This is a genomic window from Thiocapsa sp., assembly GCF_035467215.1.
GTDB lineage: Bacteria > Pseudomonadota > Gammaproteobacteria > Chromatiales > Chromatiaceae > Thiocapsa.
Map to the genome: position 1 here is coordinate 1 of NZ_DATITZ010000139.1, position 17,797 is coordinate 17,797.

The 17,797-nt window shown below is 61.6% G+C and carries 10 protein-coding genes; 1 reads left to right on the forward strand and 9 read right to left on the reverse strand.

Features of this window, described 5'->3' with window-relative positions; all coding sequences use genetic code 11:
• From sthA to dnaE, 3 genes are all read right to left on the reverse strand, one after another.
• On the reverse strand, window positions 1–1,291 hold a 1,291-nt coding region (sthA, locus tag VLR48_RS07980; RefSeq protein ID WP_325291271.1), incomplete at its 3' end, for a Si-specific NAD(P)(+) transhydrogenase.
• Between the two features lie 81 nt (window positions 1,292–1,372).
• Window positions 1,373–2,698 carry a paraquat-inducible protein A gene (locus tag VLR48_RS07985; RefSeq protein ID WP_325291272.1) on the reverse strand — a complete coding sequence of 442 codons (1,326 nt, stop codon included), beginning with the start codon at window positions 2,696–2,698 and terminating at the stop codon, window positions 1,373–1,375.
• Window positions 2,698–6,273 carry a DNA polymerase III subunit alpha gene (gene dnaE, locus VLR48_RS07990; RefSeq protein WP_325291273.1) on the reverse strand — a complete coding sequence of 1,192 codons (3,576 nt, stop codon included), beginning with the start codon at window positions 6,271–6,273 and terminating at the stop codon, window positions 2,698–2,700. The genes VLR48_RS07985 and dnaE overlap by 1 nt, the downstream gene beginning before the upstream one ends.
• Window positions 6,274–6,511: 238 nt before the next feature.
• Between dnaE and VLR48_RS07995 the strand changes: the two genes are divergently transcribed.
• Window positions 6,512–6,880, forward strand: coding sequence for a DUF433 domain-containing protein (locus VLR48_RS07995; protein ID WP_325291274.1), 369 nt, complete (start codon window positions 6,512–6,514; stop codon window positions 6,878–6,880).
• Window positions 6,881–7,018: 138 nt separating this feature from the next.
• Here the strand turns inward: VLR48_RS07995 and VLR48_RS08000 are convergent, their stop codons facing one another.
• From VLR48_RS08000 to VLR48_RS08025, 6 genes are all read right to left on the reverse strand, one after another.
• Window positions 7,019–10,033 (reverse strand): type III restriction-modification system endonuclease, encoded by a 3,015-nt coding sequence (locus VLR48_RS08000; protein WP_325291275.1) that lies wholly within the window; start codon window positions 10,031–10,033, stop codon window positions 7,019–7,021.
• A complete protein-coding gene (locus VLR48_RS08005) occupies window positions 10,030–11,127 on the reverse strand; it encodes a virulence RhuM family protein (RefSeq protein ID WP_325291276.1) in 1,098 nt (365 codons plus the stop codon). The genes VLR48_RS08000 and VLR48_RS08005 overlap by 4 nt, the downstream gene beginning before the upstream one ends.
• 15 nt (window positions 11,128–11,142) lie before the next feature.
• Window positions 11,143–13,029, reverse strand: a complete 1,887-nt coding sequence (locus VLR48_RS08010) for a site-specific DNA-methyltransferase (RefSeq protein ID WP_325291277.1) — start codon at window positions 13,027–13,029, stop codon at window positions 11,143–11,145.
• An 82-nt stretch (window positions 13,030–13,111) separates the two neighbouring features.
• Window positions 13,112–13,882, reverse strand: coding sequence for a DUF4391 domain-containing protein (locus tag VLR48_RS08015; protein WP_325291278.1), 771 nt, complete (start codon window positions 13,880–13,882; stop codon window positions 13,112–13,114).
• 31 nt (window positions 13,883–13,913) lie between these two features.
• Window positions 13,914–17,153, reverse strand: coding sequence for a helicase-related protein (locus tag VLR48_RS08020; protein WP_325291279.1), 3,240 nt, complete (start codon window positions 17,151–17,153; stop codon window positions 13,914–13,916).
• Between the two features lie 297 nt (window positions 17,154–17,450).
• The coding region (locus VLR48_RS08025; RefSeq protein WP_325291280.1) for a TlpA disulfide reductase family protein at window positions 17,451–17,797 on the reverse strand (347 nt) is incomplete at its 5' end.

Sequence of the window (17,797 nt, forward strand, 5' to 3'; positions counted from 1 at the left end):
CGCGCTGGGACATGATCGCCTGGCCGATGTGGACGATCTCGGCGGCCTGCTCGCCGAAGCAGTGGATCCCCAAGATCTCCAAGGTCTCGCGGTGGAACAGGAGCTTGAGCATGCCGACGGTGTGCCCGGTGATCTGGGCGCGGGCGATGCTCTTAAAATCCGCCTGGGCCACCTCGTAGGGGATCTGCTGTGCGGTGAGCTCGCGTTCGGTCCGCCCCACGGAGCTGATCTCCGGAACGGTATAGATCCCGGTCGGGAATTCCTCGATCAGCGACCAGTCGCAGGCGCCGTCGGCGATGTGTGCGCCGACGAATCGCCCCTGGTCGTAGCTGGCACTGGCCAACGCGGGCTGACCGACCACGTCGCCGACGGCATAGATGTGCGGCAAGGCGGTCTGGTAGCTCTTGTTGACCTCGAGCTGTCCGCGCTGATTGGGCGTCAGCCCGATGGTCTCGAGCCCCAGGTCGTGGGTGTTGCCGGTTCGCCCGTTGGCCCAGAGCAGGATGTCCGTCTTGAACTTCTTGCCTGACTTGCAGTGCAGCACGACCCCGTCGTCGCCGGCCTCGACGTGTTCGTAGGTCTCGTTGTGTAGAATCACCACGCCCTGCTGGCGCAGGTGATAGCCGAGCGCGTCCGTGATCTCGTCGTCCAGAAAGGACAGGAGCCGGTCGCGTGTATCGACCAGATTCACCTTCACATCCAGCGCGCCCATGATCGAGGCGTACTCGCAGCCGATGACACCTGCACCATAGATGGTCATGGATCGCGGCGTGTGCTTCAGTCCGAGCACCGAGTCGCTGTCGTGGATGCGCGGGTGCGTAAAATCCACATCCGGCGGATGGTAGGGGCGCGAGCCCGTGGCGATGACGATGTGCCGTGCACGTAGCTCTTCGGTGATGCTGCCCGGGCGTTGGACCTCGATCCGGTCCTCGCCCAGGAAGCGCGCGCGCCCGAAGACGACCTCGACCCGATTGCGCTGGTAATAGCGATACCGGGTGCGGACCTGGTCGTTGATGACGCCGTCCGCAGCACGCAGCAGATCCGGAAACGCCGCCTCGATCTGATGGTGGGTGTGCTGGAACAGCGGGTTGCGTCGATAGTCCGCAAGCATCTGGATCGAGTGGCGCAGCGCCTTGCTGGGGATGGTGCCCCAATGGGTGCAGCCTCCGCCCACGGCATTGTGGGCCTCGATCACGGCGATCCGATGCCCGGCCTTGGCGAGCTTCATCGCCGCACCTTCCCCGGCGGGTCCGGTCCCGACGACGATGCTGTCGAATTCTCTGGTGGTCATCGCGAGGGACTCCGGTTCAGATTCAAAACGCACCCGGAGACCTTAAGCATAGAACAGGCCATTTGCGTTCGTTCCCGCGCCCTATCGCTCACGGTCGAGACGGTTTTCCAGTGCAGCGGACAGGACGAGCCCGGCAAGGACGAAGCCGAGGAAGAGATAGAAGCCGGGCTCCAAGGAGGTGCCGTTGGTGGTCAGAACCGCGACCGCATCGCTCGTACCCCGCAGGCTGCCGAGCTGGTTGCCGACCAGCGCATCGAAGCCGATGTAGGCCATGAAGATGGCGACGACCATGACGTCGGCCATCGACCATTTGCCGGACTTGAGTGCGAAGAATCGCACGATCCCCGATCCGCGCGACCCGCCGGCATCGTAGTAATAGGCGTAGGTCGCCAGCAATTTGAGCGCAGGAAAGACGACGCTGAAAAGGGTCAGGAGCACGGCGACCAGGAGCATGTCGGCCTGACCGGACTCGAACAGGATCCGCATCACGTCGAAGATGCTCTTGGTCTGGAAATAGAGCACCTGATCGGAAAGGACGACCGGCTCGCCGAGGAGCGCAAAGGCCAGCTCGCCGATACGCGCATCGACCTCGATCATGGGCGTGGCGAGTCCGCCGACGAGCAGGAGGAAGGTCGCGCCGACGAGTGCGAAGAGCATGACCGGGGCGAGCCGATCGGTCGTCCTGTCTGAGCCTTGCCCCCGCGGGGCACCGCCGATGAGCGAGACCATGAAGACCAAGGCCGCCAGCCCGATCACGGCCCCGAGCTGTTGTTGGATCCGCGGCTGAACAGCGCCGATTTCGGTCTCGATCAAGCGCGAGCAGGCATCGACATCCGCACAGCCGTGGCGCAACAAGACGGCCTCCAACGGGCGCCGATCGGTCCCGGCACCGCTCGAGGCGACGGCATCGCGAAGCAGCACCCGCAACCGCGCCTTGATCTGCTCCTTCACGCCGGGCACGGAGAGTTGCTCGACGAAGGCATCGGCGTACTCGGGCACCCGGTCGCGCAGACGCGCCACATCCAGCAGCAGGTCCTGCAAGCCCTGCTGAAGTGCGCCCTGGAGCTGGTCCAGCCAGCTTCCTCCAGGGTCGGGACGCCGCTGAGCGAGATTGCGCTCGATCTCGCGGATCAGGGTATCCAGCAACTGGGTCACCGCCTCGGTCACCTGCTCCCGACTGGCCTGCGTGAGATCCAGCTCGTCGACGCGCTTCTCCAGGATCTCCCCGATCCGCGCGACCCAGACGTCGGCATCCAGCAGACCGTAGCGGACATGGTGGATCTCGGCGAGATCCGTCTTCAGGATCTTCACGCGATTCAGATCGCCGATCAGCCCGACCATCAACCAGCCCGCCCCGATCAACAGGGCGAGGGCGAGGATCTGTCGAACGAGGCGTCCGGTCTGCATCAGCCCACCGCCGCCAGACGCGGGCGTTGCGTCTCGGTCTGCACTGCCGGCAGCGGCGAGCGTTCGTAGACAACGGTCACGGCGTCGCTCCCCAAGAGTTGTCGCAGACGTTTCAACAGGGCATCGGTCGGCTCGACACGCCAGGCGTCGCCGAGCACCAGCTCGCCGGCGGCACCGGGGCGACGATAGCGCAGACGGACCGGAAGATCCCCGTCGCGAAAGGCCGCCAACGCGGCGCGCAAGGCATCGAGCCGGGCGAGGCCATCAGCATGGGTCGCGGGATCCGAAAGATCCAGGATCAGCCGCAGATGATCGGCCATGCTCGCCCGCGCCTGCTCGAAGGTCCGCACGTCGTCCGCGCGCAAGGACCAGCTGTCGCGGTACTCATCGAAATTGAGAGCCCCGGAGACCTGCAGGATCTGATCCGGCACCAGCAGATGACGCAACTGCTCGTAGAGCTCGGAGAAGACCGTGATTTCGATGCGCCCGGTGCGATCGTCGAGCACCACCGAGCCCATGCGCCCGCGCGGTGTCTTGCCGTGCCGCACCGACACCACCAGGCCGGCGACGCTGCGCTTCTCGCGATCGCGCCGGTCGCGCCGCCCCAGCTCGCGATCGGTCTCCAGGAGCTTGGCGATCCGACTGACCGCCATCGCCCGAAGCTCCGACTCGTAGCGATCGATCGGATGGCCTGTCAGATAGAGCCCGAGTGTCTCCTTTTCGCCAGCCAGGCGCTGCTCGTCTTCCCAGTCGGCGCGGACCTCGGTCGCCAGTTGAGGATCGGGCTCGGGCGAGGCGACCGGTTCCAATGCGCCGAAGAGATCGGCCTGACCGGCTTCTCGGGTCGCATGGTGCTGCTCGGCGAGCTTGAGCGCCAAGGGCAGCTCGGCCATCAGGGTCGCGCGGTTCGGACCCAGCTCGTCGAGTGCACCGGCGCGGACTAGGGCCTCGAGGACACGCCGGTTGGCCTTGTGCAGATCGATCCGTCGACAGAAGTCCCAGAGATCGCGGAAGGGACCGTCGGCCGTGCGTGCCGCGATGATCGCCTCGATCGCACCCTCGCCGACCCCCTTGATGGCGCCCATGCCGTAGATGACGGTGCGCGGATCGGCGACGGTGAAGCGATAGGCGGAGCGATTCACCGCGGGCGGCTCGACCCGCAGGCGCAGCGCGCGACACTCCTCGATCAGGGTCACCACCTTGTCGGTGTTGTCCATGTCCGCACTCAGCACCGCCGCCATAAAGGCCGCCGTGTAGTGCGTCTTCAGCCAGAGGGTCTGATAGCTGACCAGGGCGTAGGCGGCCGAATGCGATTTATTGAATCCATAGCCCGCAAACTTATCCATCAAATCAAAAATATAGGTCGCGACCGCCCGGTCGACCCCGCGCGCGACCGCCCCTTCCTCGAAGATGGCGCGCTGCTTGTCCATCTCCGACTGCTTCTTCTTGCCCATCGCCCGGCGCAGCAGGTCGGCACCGCCGAGCGAATAGCCGGCGAGCACCTGGGCGATCTGCATCACCTGTTCCTGGTAGAGGATGATGCCGTAGGTCGGTTTGAGAACGGGCTCCAGATCCGGGTGCGGATAGGCGACATCGGCGCGGCCGTGCTTGCGGTTGATGAAGTCGTCGACCATCCCGGACTGTAGCGGGCCGGGACGAAAGAGCGCCACCAGCGCGGTGATGTCGCCGAAGCTGTCGGGCTGGAGCTTCTTGATCAGCTCCTTCATGCCGCGCGACTCCAGCTGGAAGACCGCCGTGGTCTCGCAGCGTTTGAGCAGCGCGAAGGCCTCGGCATCCTGCGGCTCGATCCGCTCGATATCGATCGGCGCCTCGCCGGCCTCGCGACGCAGCGCGTTCACCGTCTTGAGCGCCCAATCGATGATGGTCAGGGTGCGCAGACCCAGGAAGTCGAACTTGACCAGTCCGACCTGCTCCACGTCGTCCTTGTCGAACTGGGTGACCAGATTCTCGCCGCCCTGCTCGCAGTAGAGCGGGGCAAAGTCGGTCAGCTTGGTCGGCGCGATCACCACGCCGCCGGCATGCTTGCCGGCGTTGCGGGTTAGGCCTTCGAGCTTGCGGGCCATGTCGATCAGCGCCCGAATCTCTTGGTCGTCCTCGTAGGCGGCCTTCAGGTCGTCGCTCTCGGCGAGCGCCTTCTCCAAGGTCATCCCCAGCTCGAAGGGCACCATCTTGGCGACCCGGTCGACGAACCCGTATGGATGGCCCATGACGCGTCCGACATCGCGCACCACCGCCTTGGCCGCCATGGTGCCGAAGGTGATGATCTGAGAGACCGCCTCGCGGCCGTACTTCCCGGCGACATAGTCGATGACCCGGTCACGGCCCTCCATGCAGAAGTCGACGTCGAAGTCGGGCATGGAGACGCGCTCGGGATTCAGGAAGCGCTCGAACAGCAGATCATGCTCGATCGGGTCCAGATCCGTGATCTTGAGCGCATAGGCGACCAGGGAGCCGGCGCCCGAGCCGCGGCCCGGACCGACCGGAATGCCCTGTGCCTTGGCCCACTGGATGAAATCCGCGACGATGAGGAAGTAGCCGGTGAAGCCCATCTGGGTGATGACGGACAGCTCGAGGTCGAGCCGCTCGATATAGGGCCGGCGCTGCTCGGCGAGGTCCGGCGCCTCCGCATTCAGAATTCGCTGCAGGCGCTCGTCGAGCCCGACTCGCGATGCCTCGGCGAAGTAGCTGTCCATCGTCATTCCGGCCGGCACCGGGAAATCGGGCAGGAAGTTCTTCCCGAGGGTCAGCTCCAGGTTGCAGCGCTTGGCGATCTCGACCGAGTTCTCCAGCGCCTCGGGCAGATCGGCGAAGAGCTCGGCCATCTCCGCGGGGCTGCGCAGCGACTGCTCGGCGCTGTAGCGGCGCGGACGGCGCGGATCGTCCAGGGTGCGCCCTTCATGAATACAGACCCGCACCTCGTGGGCCTCGAAATCCTCGGGATGCAGGAAGCGCACGTCGTTAGTCGCCACCACCGGCACACCCAAACGGATGGCCAGATCGACGCTGGCCTCCACCAGCGCCTCCTCCTGCTCACGCCCGGTGCGCATCAGCTCCAGGTAATAGCGGTCGCCGAAGACCGCGAGCCACTCCGCGAGACGTCGCTCGGCGGCCTCGCGATGCCCGTTCAGGAGCAGTTGGGCGACATCGCCCTGCGGACCGCCCGAGAGCGCAATCAGACCCTCGGCGGCGGACGCGATCCAGTCGCGCTCCACGTGCGGCACCCCGAGGTGCTGCCCCTCGACATAGGCGCGCGAGATGAGCCGCGTGAGGTTGCGGTAGCCGATCGCATCCTGGACGAGCAGCACCAAACGGTGCGGTTTGTTCGCGTCCTCCGGGTTGCGCACGAGGAGGTCGGCCCCGGCGATCGGCTTGAGTCCGGCCGCGACCGCGGCCTTGTAGAAGCGCACCAGGGCGAAGAAGTTGCATTGGTCCGTGATGGCGACCGCCGGCATCCCCAGCTCGGCGACACGCTTCACCAACGGCTTGATCCGCACCAGTCCGTCGACCAGCGAATACTCGGAATGCAGATGCAGATGGACGAAGCTGGGATCCACGGGTGTCCTGATCGGGATTCGACGATGGCGGCAGGGGATGCCGGCCGGATAGTCTACCGGTCTGCCGGCGTCACGCCGATTCGGAAAAACAGATCGGATTCGGGATCCGGGTCGGGATCCTCGACAGAGTCGAACGCCGGCGCGGACTGCCGTTCCCCACCCAGTCGGGAGGGACCGCATCAACGCGCTTGGAGCCGGTTTGATTTCGTGGACTTTTCCGGAAGTCCCGGTCCAGGATATGGGAAAACGTCCGCCGATCACCCGTCGGGTCAATGAAAACCCGGTCGCAGGACATCGGCGCTATCGCTCCGTCCGCTCGACTCTCCGGGTGCTCATTAAAGAGGCCATCATGACCGATTGGAAAGATCGAATCGTCTGCGATCCCGACACCCTCTTAGGTAAGCCCCGCATTCGAGGCACCCGCATCGGCGTGGGGTTTGTGCTGGATCGGCTCGCCGACGGGTGGAGCGCGGCAGAGATACTGGACAGCTATCCTCTTGTTACCCCGGACGACTTGCAGGCAGTCTTTGCCTTTGCGTGCGACTGCGTAAGGAAAGAAACCCTCGTTGAGCAAGCAGCAGCGGAGTTCGGCCGGACGTCGAACTAAGGTGATTTCCGGAAATCGCCTAAGCCCGCTGTTGCGAGCCGAAAAGAGCCATCACGGGCTGACGATTCCGGAGCGCGGGGCCAACGGAGACGATGCCGCTTCAAGAATCCGGGCTGATGCGGAGCACTCCGCAGACGTCTAGCCCGACGCAGTCAACTCGCTGCTGAAGGACGAATAGTTGTTGGCCACGGTGAACGCCACATCGGTCCCGAGCGCCGCAAAGTGCGCCTTACCGCAATCGATCTTGCCTTGCTCGATTGGCCGCAGGGCGTCGCTGAACAGGCTGCCTTTCGACTCGACGACAAAAAACAGACGCTCCTGACCATCCAGGTCCACCAGCACAGCCCAATCCGGGTTGTAGCTTCCGAGCGGGGTGTCGATCTTGAACCAGCCCGGCAGCTTGGCGAAGACCTTCACCTCCTCGCTCTGCTCGAACGAGCGGGCGAATGCCTCCTCCACCTCCGAGTCGTAGACAACGTGGTCGTAAACCGACTTGGCGCTCGCGATCATGTTCTTGCTGAGATAGCCGAACAGCGCGTTTTGCTCGAACAGCTCCTGAGCGTAGCAGTCCTGATCGCCGATGCGCCGATACTGGATGCCGTCCACGATGAACAGCCGCATCTGACGCTTGATGACGGCCGCAATCTGTTCGATGTACTTCTGCGGGTTGTCCTTGAAGTCGGTCAGACGACCGCTGCGGATCATGATCTCGACGATCGAGCGCCGGGTGAGGTTGGTCTCGTTTTGCAGATACCCGACGACGTCGGGTAATTCCCAGTCTCGCCCATCGAGCACGGCAACCGATTCCTGAATCTCCTCGGCGGCGACACCCCCGCGGTCGATGTCGATCCGGGCGGTGCGGGTCACGAAACGCGCCTTGCCGACCTTGAGGTTGTCGCGGATCTCGGCGGCGCAGGTCTCGATGAGCTGCTCCGGGTCGAACTCCACCCGAAAGGTCGTGCGATATTTGATCCGCTCCCAGAGCTGTTTGAAGTCATCCCCGAGGAAGACTGCCTTGTTGAGCTTGACCGCCCGGCGGTCATCCGCGTTTCGGACATTTAGGTTACCGGCCACCTTGCGCAAAATGGCCTGGATTTGCTCGGCCTGGTCCGTGAATTCCGCGGGCAGCTCCACGGCGTTCTGCTTGAGTGCGCTCTTGAGCGCATCCTGAACATTGCCCTTGCTGTCGATATAACCCTTGTCCTGCAAATGACCCCAGAGCGTCCGGGATGCGTCCATCCCCAGATACGCCGTCTCGCCATGCGCGTCCGTCACCGGAATGTTCGCGAACAGATGGGCCTCCACCAGTCCGAAACGGATGCCGGTATCCGCTTCGATCTCCCGCTGAAGCTGCTCGGCAAATCGCTGATAGGACTCGTTGGCCATCACGGTGAGGCGGTTGACCTCGAACCCATGAACGCGCTCGCCGGCCTGGTTGACCGCGATGCGCAGTCCGCGCCCGATCTCCTGACGCTTCTTCATCACGGATCCCGTTTCGTTCAGGGTACAGATCTGAAACACGTTCGGGTTGTCCCAGCCCTCGCGCAGGGCGGAATGGGAGAAGATGAACTTGAGCTTGGAGTCGAAGCTCAGCAGCCGCTCCTTGTCGCGCATGATCAGCGCATAAGCATCCTCGTCCGCGGCCGTGGTTCCCGCCCCTCTCGACTCCTTGAACAGGGTCACGGACCTCCCGCCGACCTTCTTCTTGTCGGCGGCAAAATAGCCGTCGTGGAGACCTTCGACGGCGGTCTCCCGGTCGATCTCGGCGAACAGGCTGTCGTACTTGGGTTTCTTGATCTCCGCGGCGTACTCCTCCTCGAACATCCGTGCGTACTTGCCCGGCTGCGGGTTGCCCTCCTCGTCGTACTCGCGATAGTTCGCCACCCGGTCAAGGAAGAAGAGGCTCAGCACCTTGATCCCCTTCGGACGCAGCAACAACTCCTTCTGCAGGTGGGTTTGCACCGTCTTTCGGATCTGCAACCGCTTGTAATGATCGTCGTCGACCTCTCCGATCGCCTGGTGCAGGCGGACGACCTCGGGCTTGCTGGTAAAGCTGATGTACTCGCTGCCCTCGCCGCAGTAGATCTCCTCGATGATGTAGCCGTCGTAGACCGAGCGTCCGCCCGAGAGATCCAGCAGGTCGTCGCCGCTGCGGACCCATTTGGCAGTGCGCGCGACGCTGCCGCCTTTTTGCAGTCGATCCAGCCCGATGCGCGCGCGCACCCCGCCGTGGCGGTTGTCCACCGCCAGCAGCTTTACGTAGGCTCGGTTGTAACCGTCCTCGACCTCGATGCCGGCCACCTCGATTTGTTTCACGAGCTTGCGCTCGTAGGCGTCGACCGAATCCAAGCGGAACAACATGTTGTGCCTATCCACATGGGTCGCCGAGTAGCGCAGGGTGCAGAGTGGATTCAGGGAGGCGATCGCCTGACGGCTCTTGGGCGTGGTGTCGACGCTCTGGGGCTCGTCGATGATCACGATGGGATTGGTCGCCTGGAGGAACTCGATGGGTCGGCTGCCCGTCATGCGGTCATGTGGCCGATGGATGATGTTGGCCTTGTCCTCCTTGGACGGGTCCTCGAAGCTCTTTCGGAAGGCATCGATGTTGATGACCATGACCTGAATGGTGTCGCTGGTCGCGAAACTCCGGACCTGCCCGAGCTTCTGGGAATCGTACACGAAGTAGTCGAGCTGGACGTTTTCGTAGAGTCCACGGAAGTGCTCCTCGGTCATCTGGAGCGACTTGTAGACGCCCTCCTTGATGGCCACCGACGGCACCACGATGATGAACTTCGTGAAGCCGTAGGCCCGGTGCAGCTCGAAGATGGTGCGCAGGTAGACGTACGTCTTACCCGTGCCGGTCTCCATCTCCACCGTAAAGTTCATGCCGTCCAAGGCCGCGGACGGCGCCAGCCCATTACGCAACTGGACCGCTCGCACATTCTCCAGGATGTCCTCATGGAGCAGACGCAGCCGGTTCCCGATGCCCAGGTCGCCGTTCTCTCCGTCCAACGCGAGATCCATCTGCGGATGATCGGTGGACGCAGCGACCGTGAAGTTCGTCCGACAGATCTCCTGCCCCTGGAAGACATCGACGATCGAGGCGATGGCCTCGGCCTGATAATCCAAGTCTGCGCTGAACTGAATCTTCAAGACCCATTACTCCCGTCGTCGTCCGGTTTGCCGCGTTTGTCGAGATCGCGTGCCAGTTGTTCCAGTGCGCGCACGGCCTCCTGCTCGCCGTCCGCCTCCTTGGACAAGCGACGGCGCTGCGCGAAACGCGCGTACTCATCCTTGGCAAAGGCATCCGCCGATGTGCGGGTCACCTTGCCGGCATCGGGCAGGACGCGCCGTTCGTTGAAGGCGAGAAAGGCGTCCAATCGTTCTTCCCAGTCCTTCATGAAGACCTGCTTGCGGCGCCGCGCCTGGTCCTCGGCATAGTCGAGCCACATGACCACGATCCTGTTGAGCTCGTCGATCTCCGGCTCATGGAGATAATTCTTGGCGATCGTCACGTCCCCTTTTCGAACCTCTCCTGACTTGAAGCTCATCAGACCCATGTTCGGCGCCAGATGATCGGCGCGGCTGCGGATCAGCTCGGGAGCGGTCATGCCGGTCGCGGCAAAGTGCAGCTTGTTCTGGATGATCTGAAAGAAGCGGGACGTATCCGCCGAAGACGGCTCGTAGTCGGCCGCCATCGCGAAGATATCCCGAACGCGGAGGTACATCCGGCGCTCGCTGGCGCGGATATCGCGGATGCGCTCCAGCAGCTCGTCGAAGTAGTCCGGCACCCCGGAGCCCGGAACCGGAGGGTTTTTGAGGCGCTCGTCGTCCATGACGAAACCCTTGATCAGATAGCCGCGCAGGGTCGTTGTCGCCCAGCGCCGGAACTGCGTGCCGCGCCGACTGCGGACGCGATAGCCGACAGCCAGGATCGCGTCCAGCGCATAGTGGTCGATCACGCGAGCCACCTGCCGGTCGCCCTCTTCGCGAACTATCCGGAATCTCCGGATCGTTGCTTCGGGGTCCAGCTCGCCCTCCTCGAAGATGTTCCTCAGGTGCTCGTTGACCGTTCGAACGTCTTTTTGATACAGCTCAGCGATCAACGCCTGACTGAGCCAGATCGTCTCCTCTTCGAATCGACACTCGATCCGGGTGCCGCCATCCTCCGTTTGGAAAAACAGGATCTCCCCGCGGGACGAGGGGATCTCCGAGTCGTCTTGGTCGCCTTCGAGCCGGTCGGTCATGTCGAGCCCTCTCGCCTAAAGGCTCTTGACGTCTTCGATACCGGCCTGACATAGGATCTGGACCGTGTTCGTCTTGACCACGTCGTCGGGAAAGCCGGCATCCTTGAAGACCACGCGGGTGATCTCGGGCTGAAGCTCCAGCTTCAGCGCCGCGATCCCCTCGACCGCTTCGAGCGTGATCTCATCCGCCAGGCAGACGATCAGCGCACCCCTGCCCACGACATAGACCGTCTTGCCCTCGATCGTCCGCTCTTCGACCGGAACGGCGAGGTCCAGGCCATACTTGAGCAGAAGCTCGTAGAGGATATCCAGCTCGGAGCGGTCGGGTTTGATGTTTTCTATTGCATCCAATAGCGTAGGATGGAGATCGTCGCAAATCGCTGACCAAGGAACGATATTTGAGGAGGCAAGAGAGAACGCTTTAAACCCTAAACTGCTGGTTAACCCGCGAACGGAGTTCTCGTCATGTTGATTCTGAAGAAGTGCAACCGCAGTACGTAGACGCTCCCTAGAAATATCCGCCACGCTAAAATCTTGCTCGTCCACGGCTTCAGGTAACTGAACAAGAATAAAGCGCCGATTGCCTCCATCGTGGTCGTTCTGCTCCATTACAGCATGCCCGGTTGTGGCTGAACCTGCGAAAAAGTCAAGAACGATGTCGCTAGGCCCCGTAGCCATATCCAATAACCTTCTAATTAGGTTGATTGGCTTGGGGTTATCAAAATCGTATTGTGTTCCTTTCATCAGATCCGTAAACGCTGCTTTCGACTGGCGACTTTGATGAAGATCGTCCCACCAAGTAGGCCAGGGAATTCCGGGATCCTCGGGTGCGGTTTCGATATAATAGGGTACCCAGCCGTAGTCTCTCTTGATCCACTCCGCCAGGCCAGCTGCCTCACGTTCCCGCCATGTCTCCAGGCTGAGTACCCATCGTCCCTCCCAGGACTCCGGCGGCGGAGCTACCGGCCAAACTTCAGTGCCATCAGGTGCAGTCAATGGATACCACATAGTGGGTCGATCCTGCCTACGAGCACCCTTCCCGTTCTTGCGAAGTTGCCGTCTTCTTGCGAGCATACCGTTGGGCAACTCCAACGGATAGTCGTCTAGGATCTCCGGCTTCTTCATCTGAGAAAGACCCGAAACTGAATCAGTTCTCCTATAGGAAACTACATAGTCATGATATTCGGAAACTATTCTTGTTTTATCGTTGCGGGAAGGGCTATCCATTTTCTTCCACAAAAAGCAAGCCAAAAAATTCTCTTCGCCAAAAATATCATCCATTAATCGGCGAAGGTTGCAAATCTCATGGTCGTCAATTGTTACAAAAATCGCCCCGTCGTTTCTCAGTAGGTTTCGAGCCAACCGAATACGCGGGTAGATCATATTAAGCCAGTTAGTATGATATCTCCCTGATGATTCGGAATTTGTACTCAGGCTCAATCCTTCGCTGTCGATCTGCCCCGTATAGCGCAGGTAGGTGTCGAGATTGTCTTTATAATTGTCTGGGTATATCAACTCATTCCCCCTATTATAAGGAGGATCAATGAAAATCATCTTCACTCTCTTGTGATAACTCTTCTGCAAGAGCTTCAGCACTTCAAGGTTGTCGCCCTCAATGAAGATATTCTGGGTCGTATCCCAGTTTACCGATTCATCTGGACAGGGCCGAAGGGTTCCTGTCGATGGCGTTTGCGCAATACGGCGCGCCCGGCTCTTGCCGTTCCAGTTGAAGCTGTAGCGCTCGGGGCGTTCCTCGATCTCGTCACCCAGCAGCTCGCGCAGGATATCGAAGTCGACCTTGCCCTCGGTCACGCATTCGGGAAACAGCGCCTTGAGGGCGTCGATATGCTCTGCGGTGACATCTGCTGACGCGCCGTCGGTCTTCGGGTCAAGCCTTTTCATTGTCGATTGATGATCTTGTTGGTGATGGATAAGAAAAGAAGGATGGAGCGTACTGCGTGCGGACCGGCCTTTCGTTCCCGAATCAAAGCCGCCTGGCGTCTTCCAGAAGCTGCTGTTCCAGTTGCTTGATTTGGGTGTTGAGCTCCACCTGCCGATTGAACTGTGTCTCTTTCCTGATCCGGGCCTTGAGAGCGCCGATCCGGCTCTCCAGCGCTCGGCAGGCCGTGAGTCGCTCGCGCCTCTGCGCCCGCCTTCCGGGATCGGGCTCCAATCGATATTCGCCGCTCAGATCCGAGCACCCGAGGGCAACAATGCGGTCGGCAATCGCGGTGTAGACGGCATGGAAGTGGACCTGCGGCAGATCCGCAATGCGCAGGCTCGCGAGGAATGCCTGCTGGAGCGGGCTCGGCTCCGCTAAGTCGATCCATCCAGTCGCCACAAAGTCGTCGGCGACGATGGCGCCCTTTTCAGCCTGACTAAACCGCTTGTGCGCCAGGCTGATGAGACATTGATGATGCTTGACCGGCGCTTGATGATTGAAGACGAGGATCACCGGGTACGGGATCGCGCGGTGAATAATCCGGGCGAGCCGGTCCACGCCTTTTGTCGTTCGCAGGTCCGCTTGGAGCACGGCAATCTCCGGATAGTCGCGCTCGGTGTCTTCATAAGGCTGTATCCGAATGGTACACGGCTTGAGGGTGTAAACCCAGATCACGCTGTCCAGGTCCTCGCGCAGAGCCTTGCGGTCCGAGGTCCCCAGAGTCGCATTCTCTTCAAATAGCTTCTTGAAAACCCGCTTGCCGAGACGGCAGGTGTCGGGAATTCCCAGGTTGTCGTAAAGCGCTTGGATCACGATGTGGAGATTTGTACGCGTTGATTCGTGATCAGGAATCCAAGATCACCAAGTAGGCGATGACCTCGAAGTCATCGATGCCGCGGAAGCTGTTGTTGGTCAACACGGTACCGCCGCGCTGAAACAGACTCTCGATGCCTTTCTCCTCGGCCTTGCCGGTGATCGCGGCGACGGCCTTGGCGAGCAATCCCTGATAATGGTGCATGTCGGCGCCGTTGCGGGTGCGGGCGTTGAAGGCGGCGACCGCGCGCGGGTCCGGGTGGGAGCGACCCAAGGTCAGCTTCTTGAACAGATCCAGGGTTTTTCGGGGGTTGGTGACGTTGAGCCGGGTCTCGCCGTCGTCGGAGACATAGACCAGATAGTGGGGGGCGAGGGTGTCGGCCGTGTCGATGCGGACCTTGGCGTTGTCGCAACGCAGGCAGAAGATGACGCCGGGCTCAAGGACGCTCTCGTCGACCAGATTCTTGAACAAGTCGTCGAGCCGGGTCACGGCGAAGGCGCCTGGGGGAGTGGCCTCCAGCGCTTGGGCGTTGGCCTTTAGGTAGTCGGCCAGATCCATGCGGAAGTCGTTCAGGGTCATGTCGGTAATGGAGATGCCGCCACCGAGGTCTTCCACGTCCACCACCTTCTTTTGGAGCTGCTCGAGCTGGCGCCGCCGGTATTCGAGGTCCTTCATCTGGCCGGTCCCCGTGGTTTCGATGATGTTCTCCTCGCCGGTCGCGGAGATGTCGAGCAGGACCATGCGCCCCGAGACGCGGGCCTCCAGGTTGATGTATTCGTCCAGCTCCATGTTCGGCCAGAAGTTGACGAGCTGGATGACCTGGTTGCGGGAGCCGAGACGGTCGATACGGCCGAAGCGCTGAATGATGCGCACCGGGTTCCAATGGATGTCGTAATTCACCAGGTAGTCGCAGTCTTGAAGGTTCTGGCCCTCCGAGATGCAGTCGGTGGCGATCAGGATGTCGATCTCGGCGGTCTCGGACGCGTCGATCATGGCGCGCTCCTTTGCAATCGGCGCGAAGGCGGTGAGGATCGAGGCGAGATCACGGCGGATTTTGGGCAGGGTCGTTCGGTTGCCGCCGGTATGGCCGGTCACCCGGGCCGAATGCATCCCAAGGTTCTCAAGGGCCCATTCGGCAATGTTTCGGTAGAGGTAGTCAGCGGTATCGGCAAAGGCCGTAAAGATGATGATCTTGCGATTGCCCGGATTGATGGGCGCGGCGCATTTCTCGGCGATCAGCTCCTTGAGCCTCCCGAGCTTGGCATCACGTGCCTCATCGATCTCGCGGGCCTCGCGCAGGAGCTTGACGAGCAGGATCTCGTCTTCCTCCAACTCCTGACGCCAGCGCACCCGGTCTACGTCCTTTAGCAGAACCTTGATCTTGGTTCCGACGAGGTAGGGATCGAAGGCGTCATCCTCGATCTCGACATCCTCGATGCCAAGCTCCTCGAACTCGGAGTCTTCATGGGCATCGATGCGCACAACGAGCGCTTGGACCTGGTGCAAAAGGCGCTCGACGGTCAGCGCGAATGAGTTGATCGAGCTCTCCATACGCTTAAGCAGGTTCACCCGCATCAGGTGGATGAGGCTCTCCTCGCGGTCGATTTGCTTGAAGACCGATCCACCCGCAACTTGGCGGTCGTATTTTCGGCTGTACTCTAGGAGCTTCGCGGGCAGGACGTACTTGAGGGGCGCGTAGGCGCTCAGGTTGAGGCGCCGGATATCGCGGTTGATCTCTTTAAGCTCGGGGAATCGGGCGCAGACGTCGATGTCGGCCTTGACATTGATCGGCCTGATCCGCTCCGGGAAACGGCCGATCTCGTCGAGATCGTAATATTTCTCGATGTGTCTGCGAGATCGGGCAATGGTCAACAGATCCAGCAGCTTGAAATAATCGAAATTCAGTGCGTCGAGCAGGCTGTCGGTGGTCCGGTCGTCGGCGTCGTGGCGCAACCATTGATTGAACCGGATCTGCGCTACGCGCAGCGTCTGCTCGATACTGGCGATACCATGACCGTGTAAGGCGTCATCACAACCCTCGGTAATGAACGCGACCTGGTTCTTCAGGTCGTTCATACGGTTGTTGACCGGGGTCGCCGAGAGCATCAGGACCTTGGTCTTGACGCCGGATTGAATGACATCGCGCATCAGGCGTCCGTAACGGGTGAGTCCGTCCTTGCGCGGCGGGTTGTTGCGGAAGTTGTGTGACTCGTCGATGACGATCAGGTCATAGTTGCCCCAGTTGAGCGATTCGAGGGCGATTTCACCGGATTTGCCTTGCTCGCGTGTCAGATCGGTATGGTTCAGGACGTCGTAGTTGAATCGATCTGCTGCGAACAGATTACGGCGGTCGTTGATCGTGTAGAGGGTCCAGTTCTCGCGCAGCTTCTTGGGGCAGAGCACGAGCACGCGGTCATTGCGCAGCTCGTAGTATTTGATGATGGCGAGGGCCTCGAAGGTTTTACCCAGGCCGACGCTGTCGGCAATGATGCAGCCGTTGTAGCGCTCGATCTTGTCGATGGCGCCCAGCACGCCGTCGCGCTGAAAGCGGTAGAGCCTGCTCCAGACCAGGGTGTCCTTGATGCCGGTACCTGTCTTGATGATCCGCTCCTCGTCCAAGTCCTCGCGCAGCGCGTTGAAGACGTGGTAAAGGATAAGGAAATAGGTCAGCTCGGGCGCCTTATCGCGGTAGATGGCCTCAAGCTCGGCCAACACCTCTGGTTTGACGTCGCGCACGAGATCGGTGGTGTTCCAGATACCGTTGAACCAGGCAAGCAGACCGCCAGTCTCGCCCGGGGTTGTAAACAGGGTATTCATATCGAAGCGCGGCGACGCCGCGAAACCCAAACCCGATGAGGTGAACGGCGAGCTCCCGCTGATCGCGAGTGCGTCGCCTCCGGAGTTGGCGACGTGGATCAGGTTCTGCGGCGTGGGCGAGGCGACGGCCCGGACCTCTGCCTTGTCTTGAACCCACCCGGCGCAGTCTCGGGCGATCGCCGCCATGTCGAGCCGATTGCGAAGACGCCGGTCGGTCGTCTCCCCGCCCGCAAGCTCCGCGACACGGAAGACGACATCGCCTGACGCAGCGGACGAAGCTGTGACGGCGGGAAGCAGGAGACGAAGCGAGTCGACCTTCTTGAGCTGATCCTTCAGCAGGGAGTAAGCATAAATGGAGAAGCAGCTCGACAGCATCGAGAGCCGGGCACGCTTGCGGATATGCTCGGCCAGAACGTCACCGATTTTGCCTTGTGCCCTATTGTCCAGAAACATCGATCAGTCCGTGTTTGGTTTCTGTACGGGCTGCATGCTGCGGTGTCATCCCTGGTTCCATTGAATCGTTCGCGTCTCGGCGTAGCTTAGCGATCTCTGCTCCAACAGGCCATGTCTGCCGAAGCATCGACGCCGGTCACCGATTACGGAGCCCGGCGTCCCGGCGAGCCCAGACAGGTCAGCGGCATGGCTTCGAACCACCGAGCCGGCCGCATGGCCTGGAGATTAGATGCCGGTGAACGCCGGTTGGGGGCTTCGGCAGGGGGGCGATGATTGGCCGCATCGCTCGCCCGCGGTCTAAGGCCCGGTCTTGAGCGCCCGCACCTGATCCAGCAGCGCGGGATCATCCCATTCACGCTCGCCGGTGGCGCTGTAGACAAGGCGGCCTTCCGGGTCGATGACGAAGGTCGTCGGCAGGCCCTTGACCGGGTAGCTCTGCACGACCTCGGAGTCCAGGTCCATCGGGATCGGGAAGTCGATGTCGGTTTCGCTCAGGAACCCTGCGATGGTCTCGGCGTCCTCGCCGACGTTGACGGCGATCACCGAGATGCCCTCGTCGGTGACGGTTTCGTGGGCACGCTGCATCGAGGGCATCTCGGCGCGACAGGGCGGGCACCAGGTCGCCCCGAAGTTGAGGATCACGG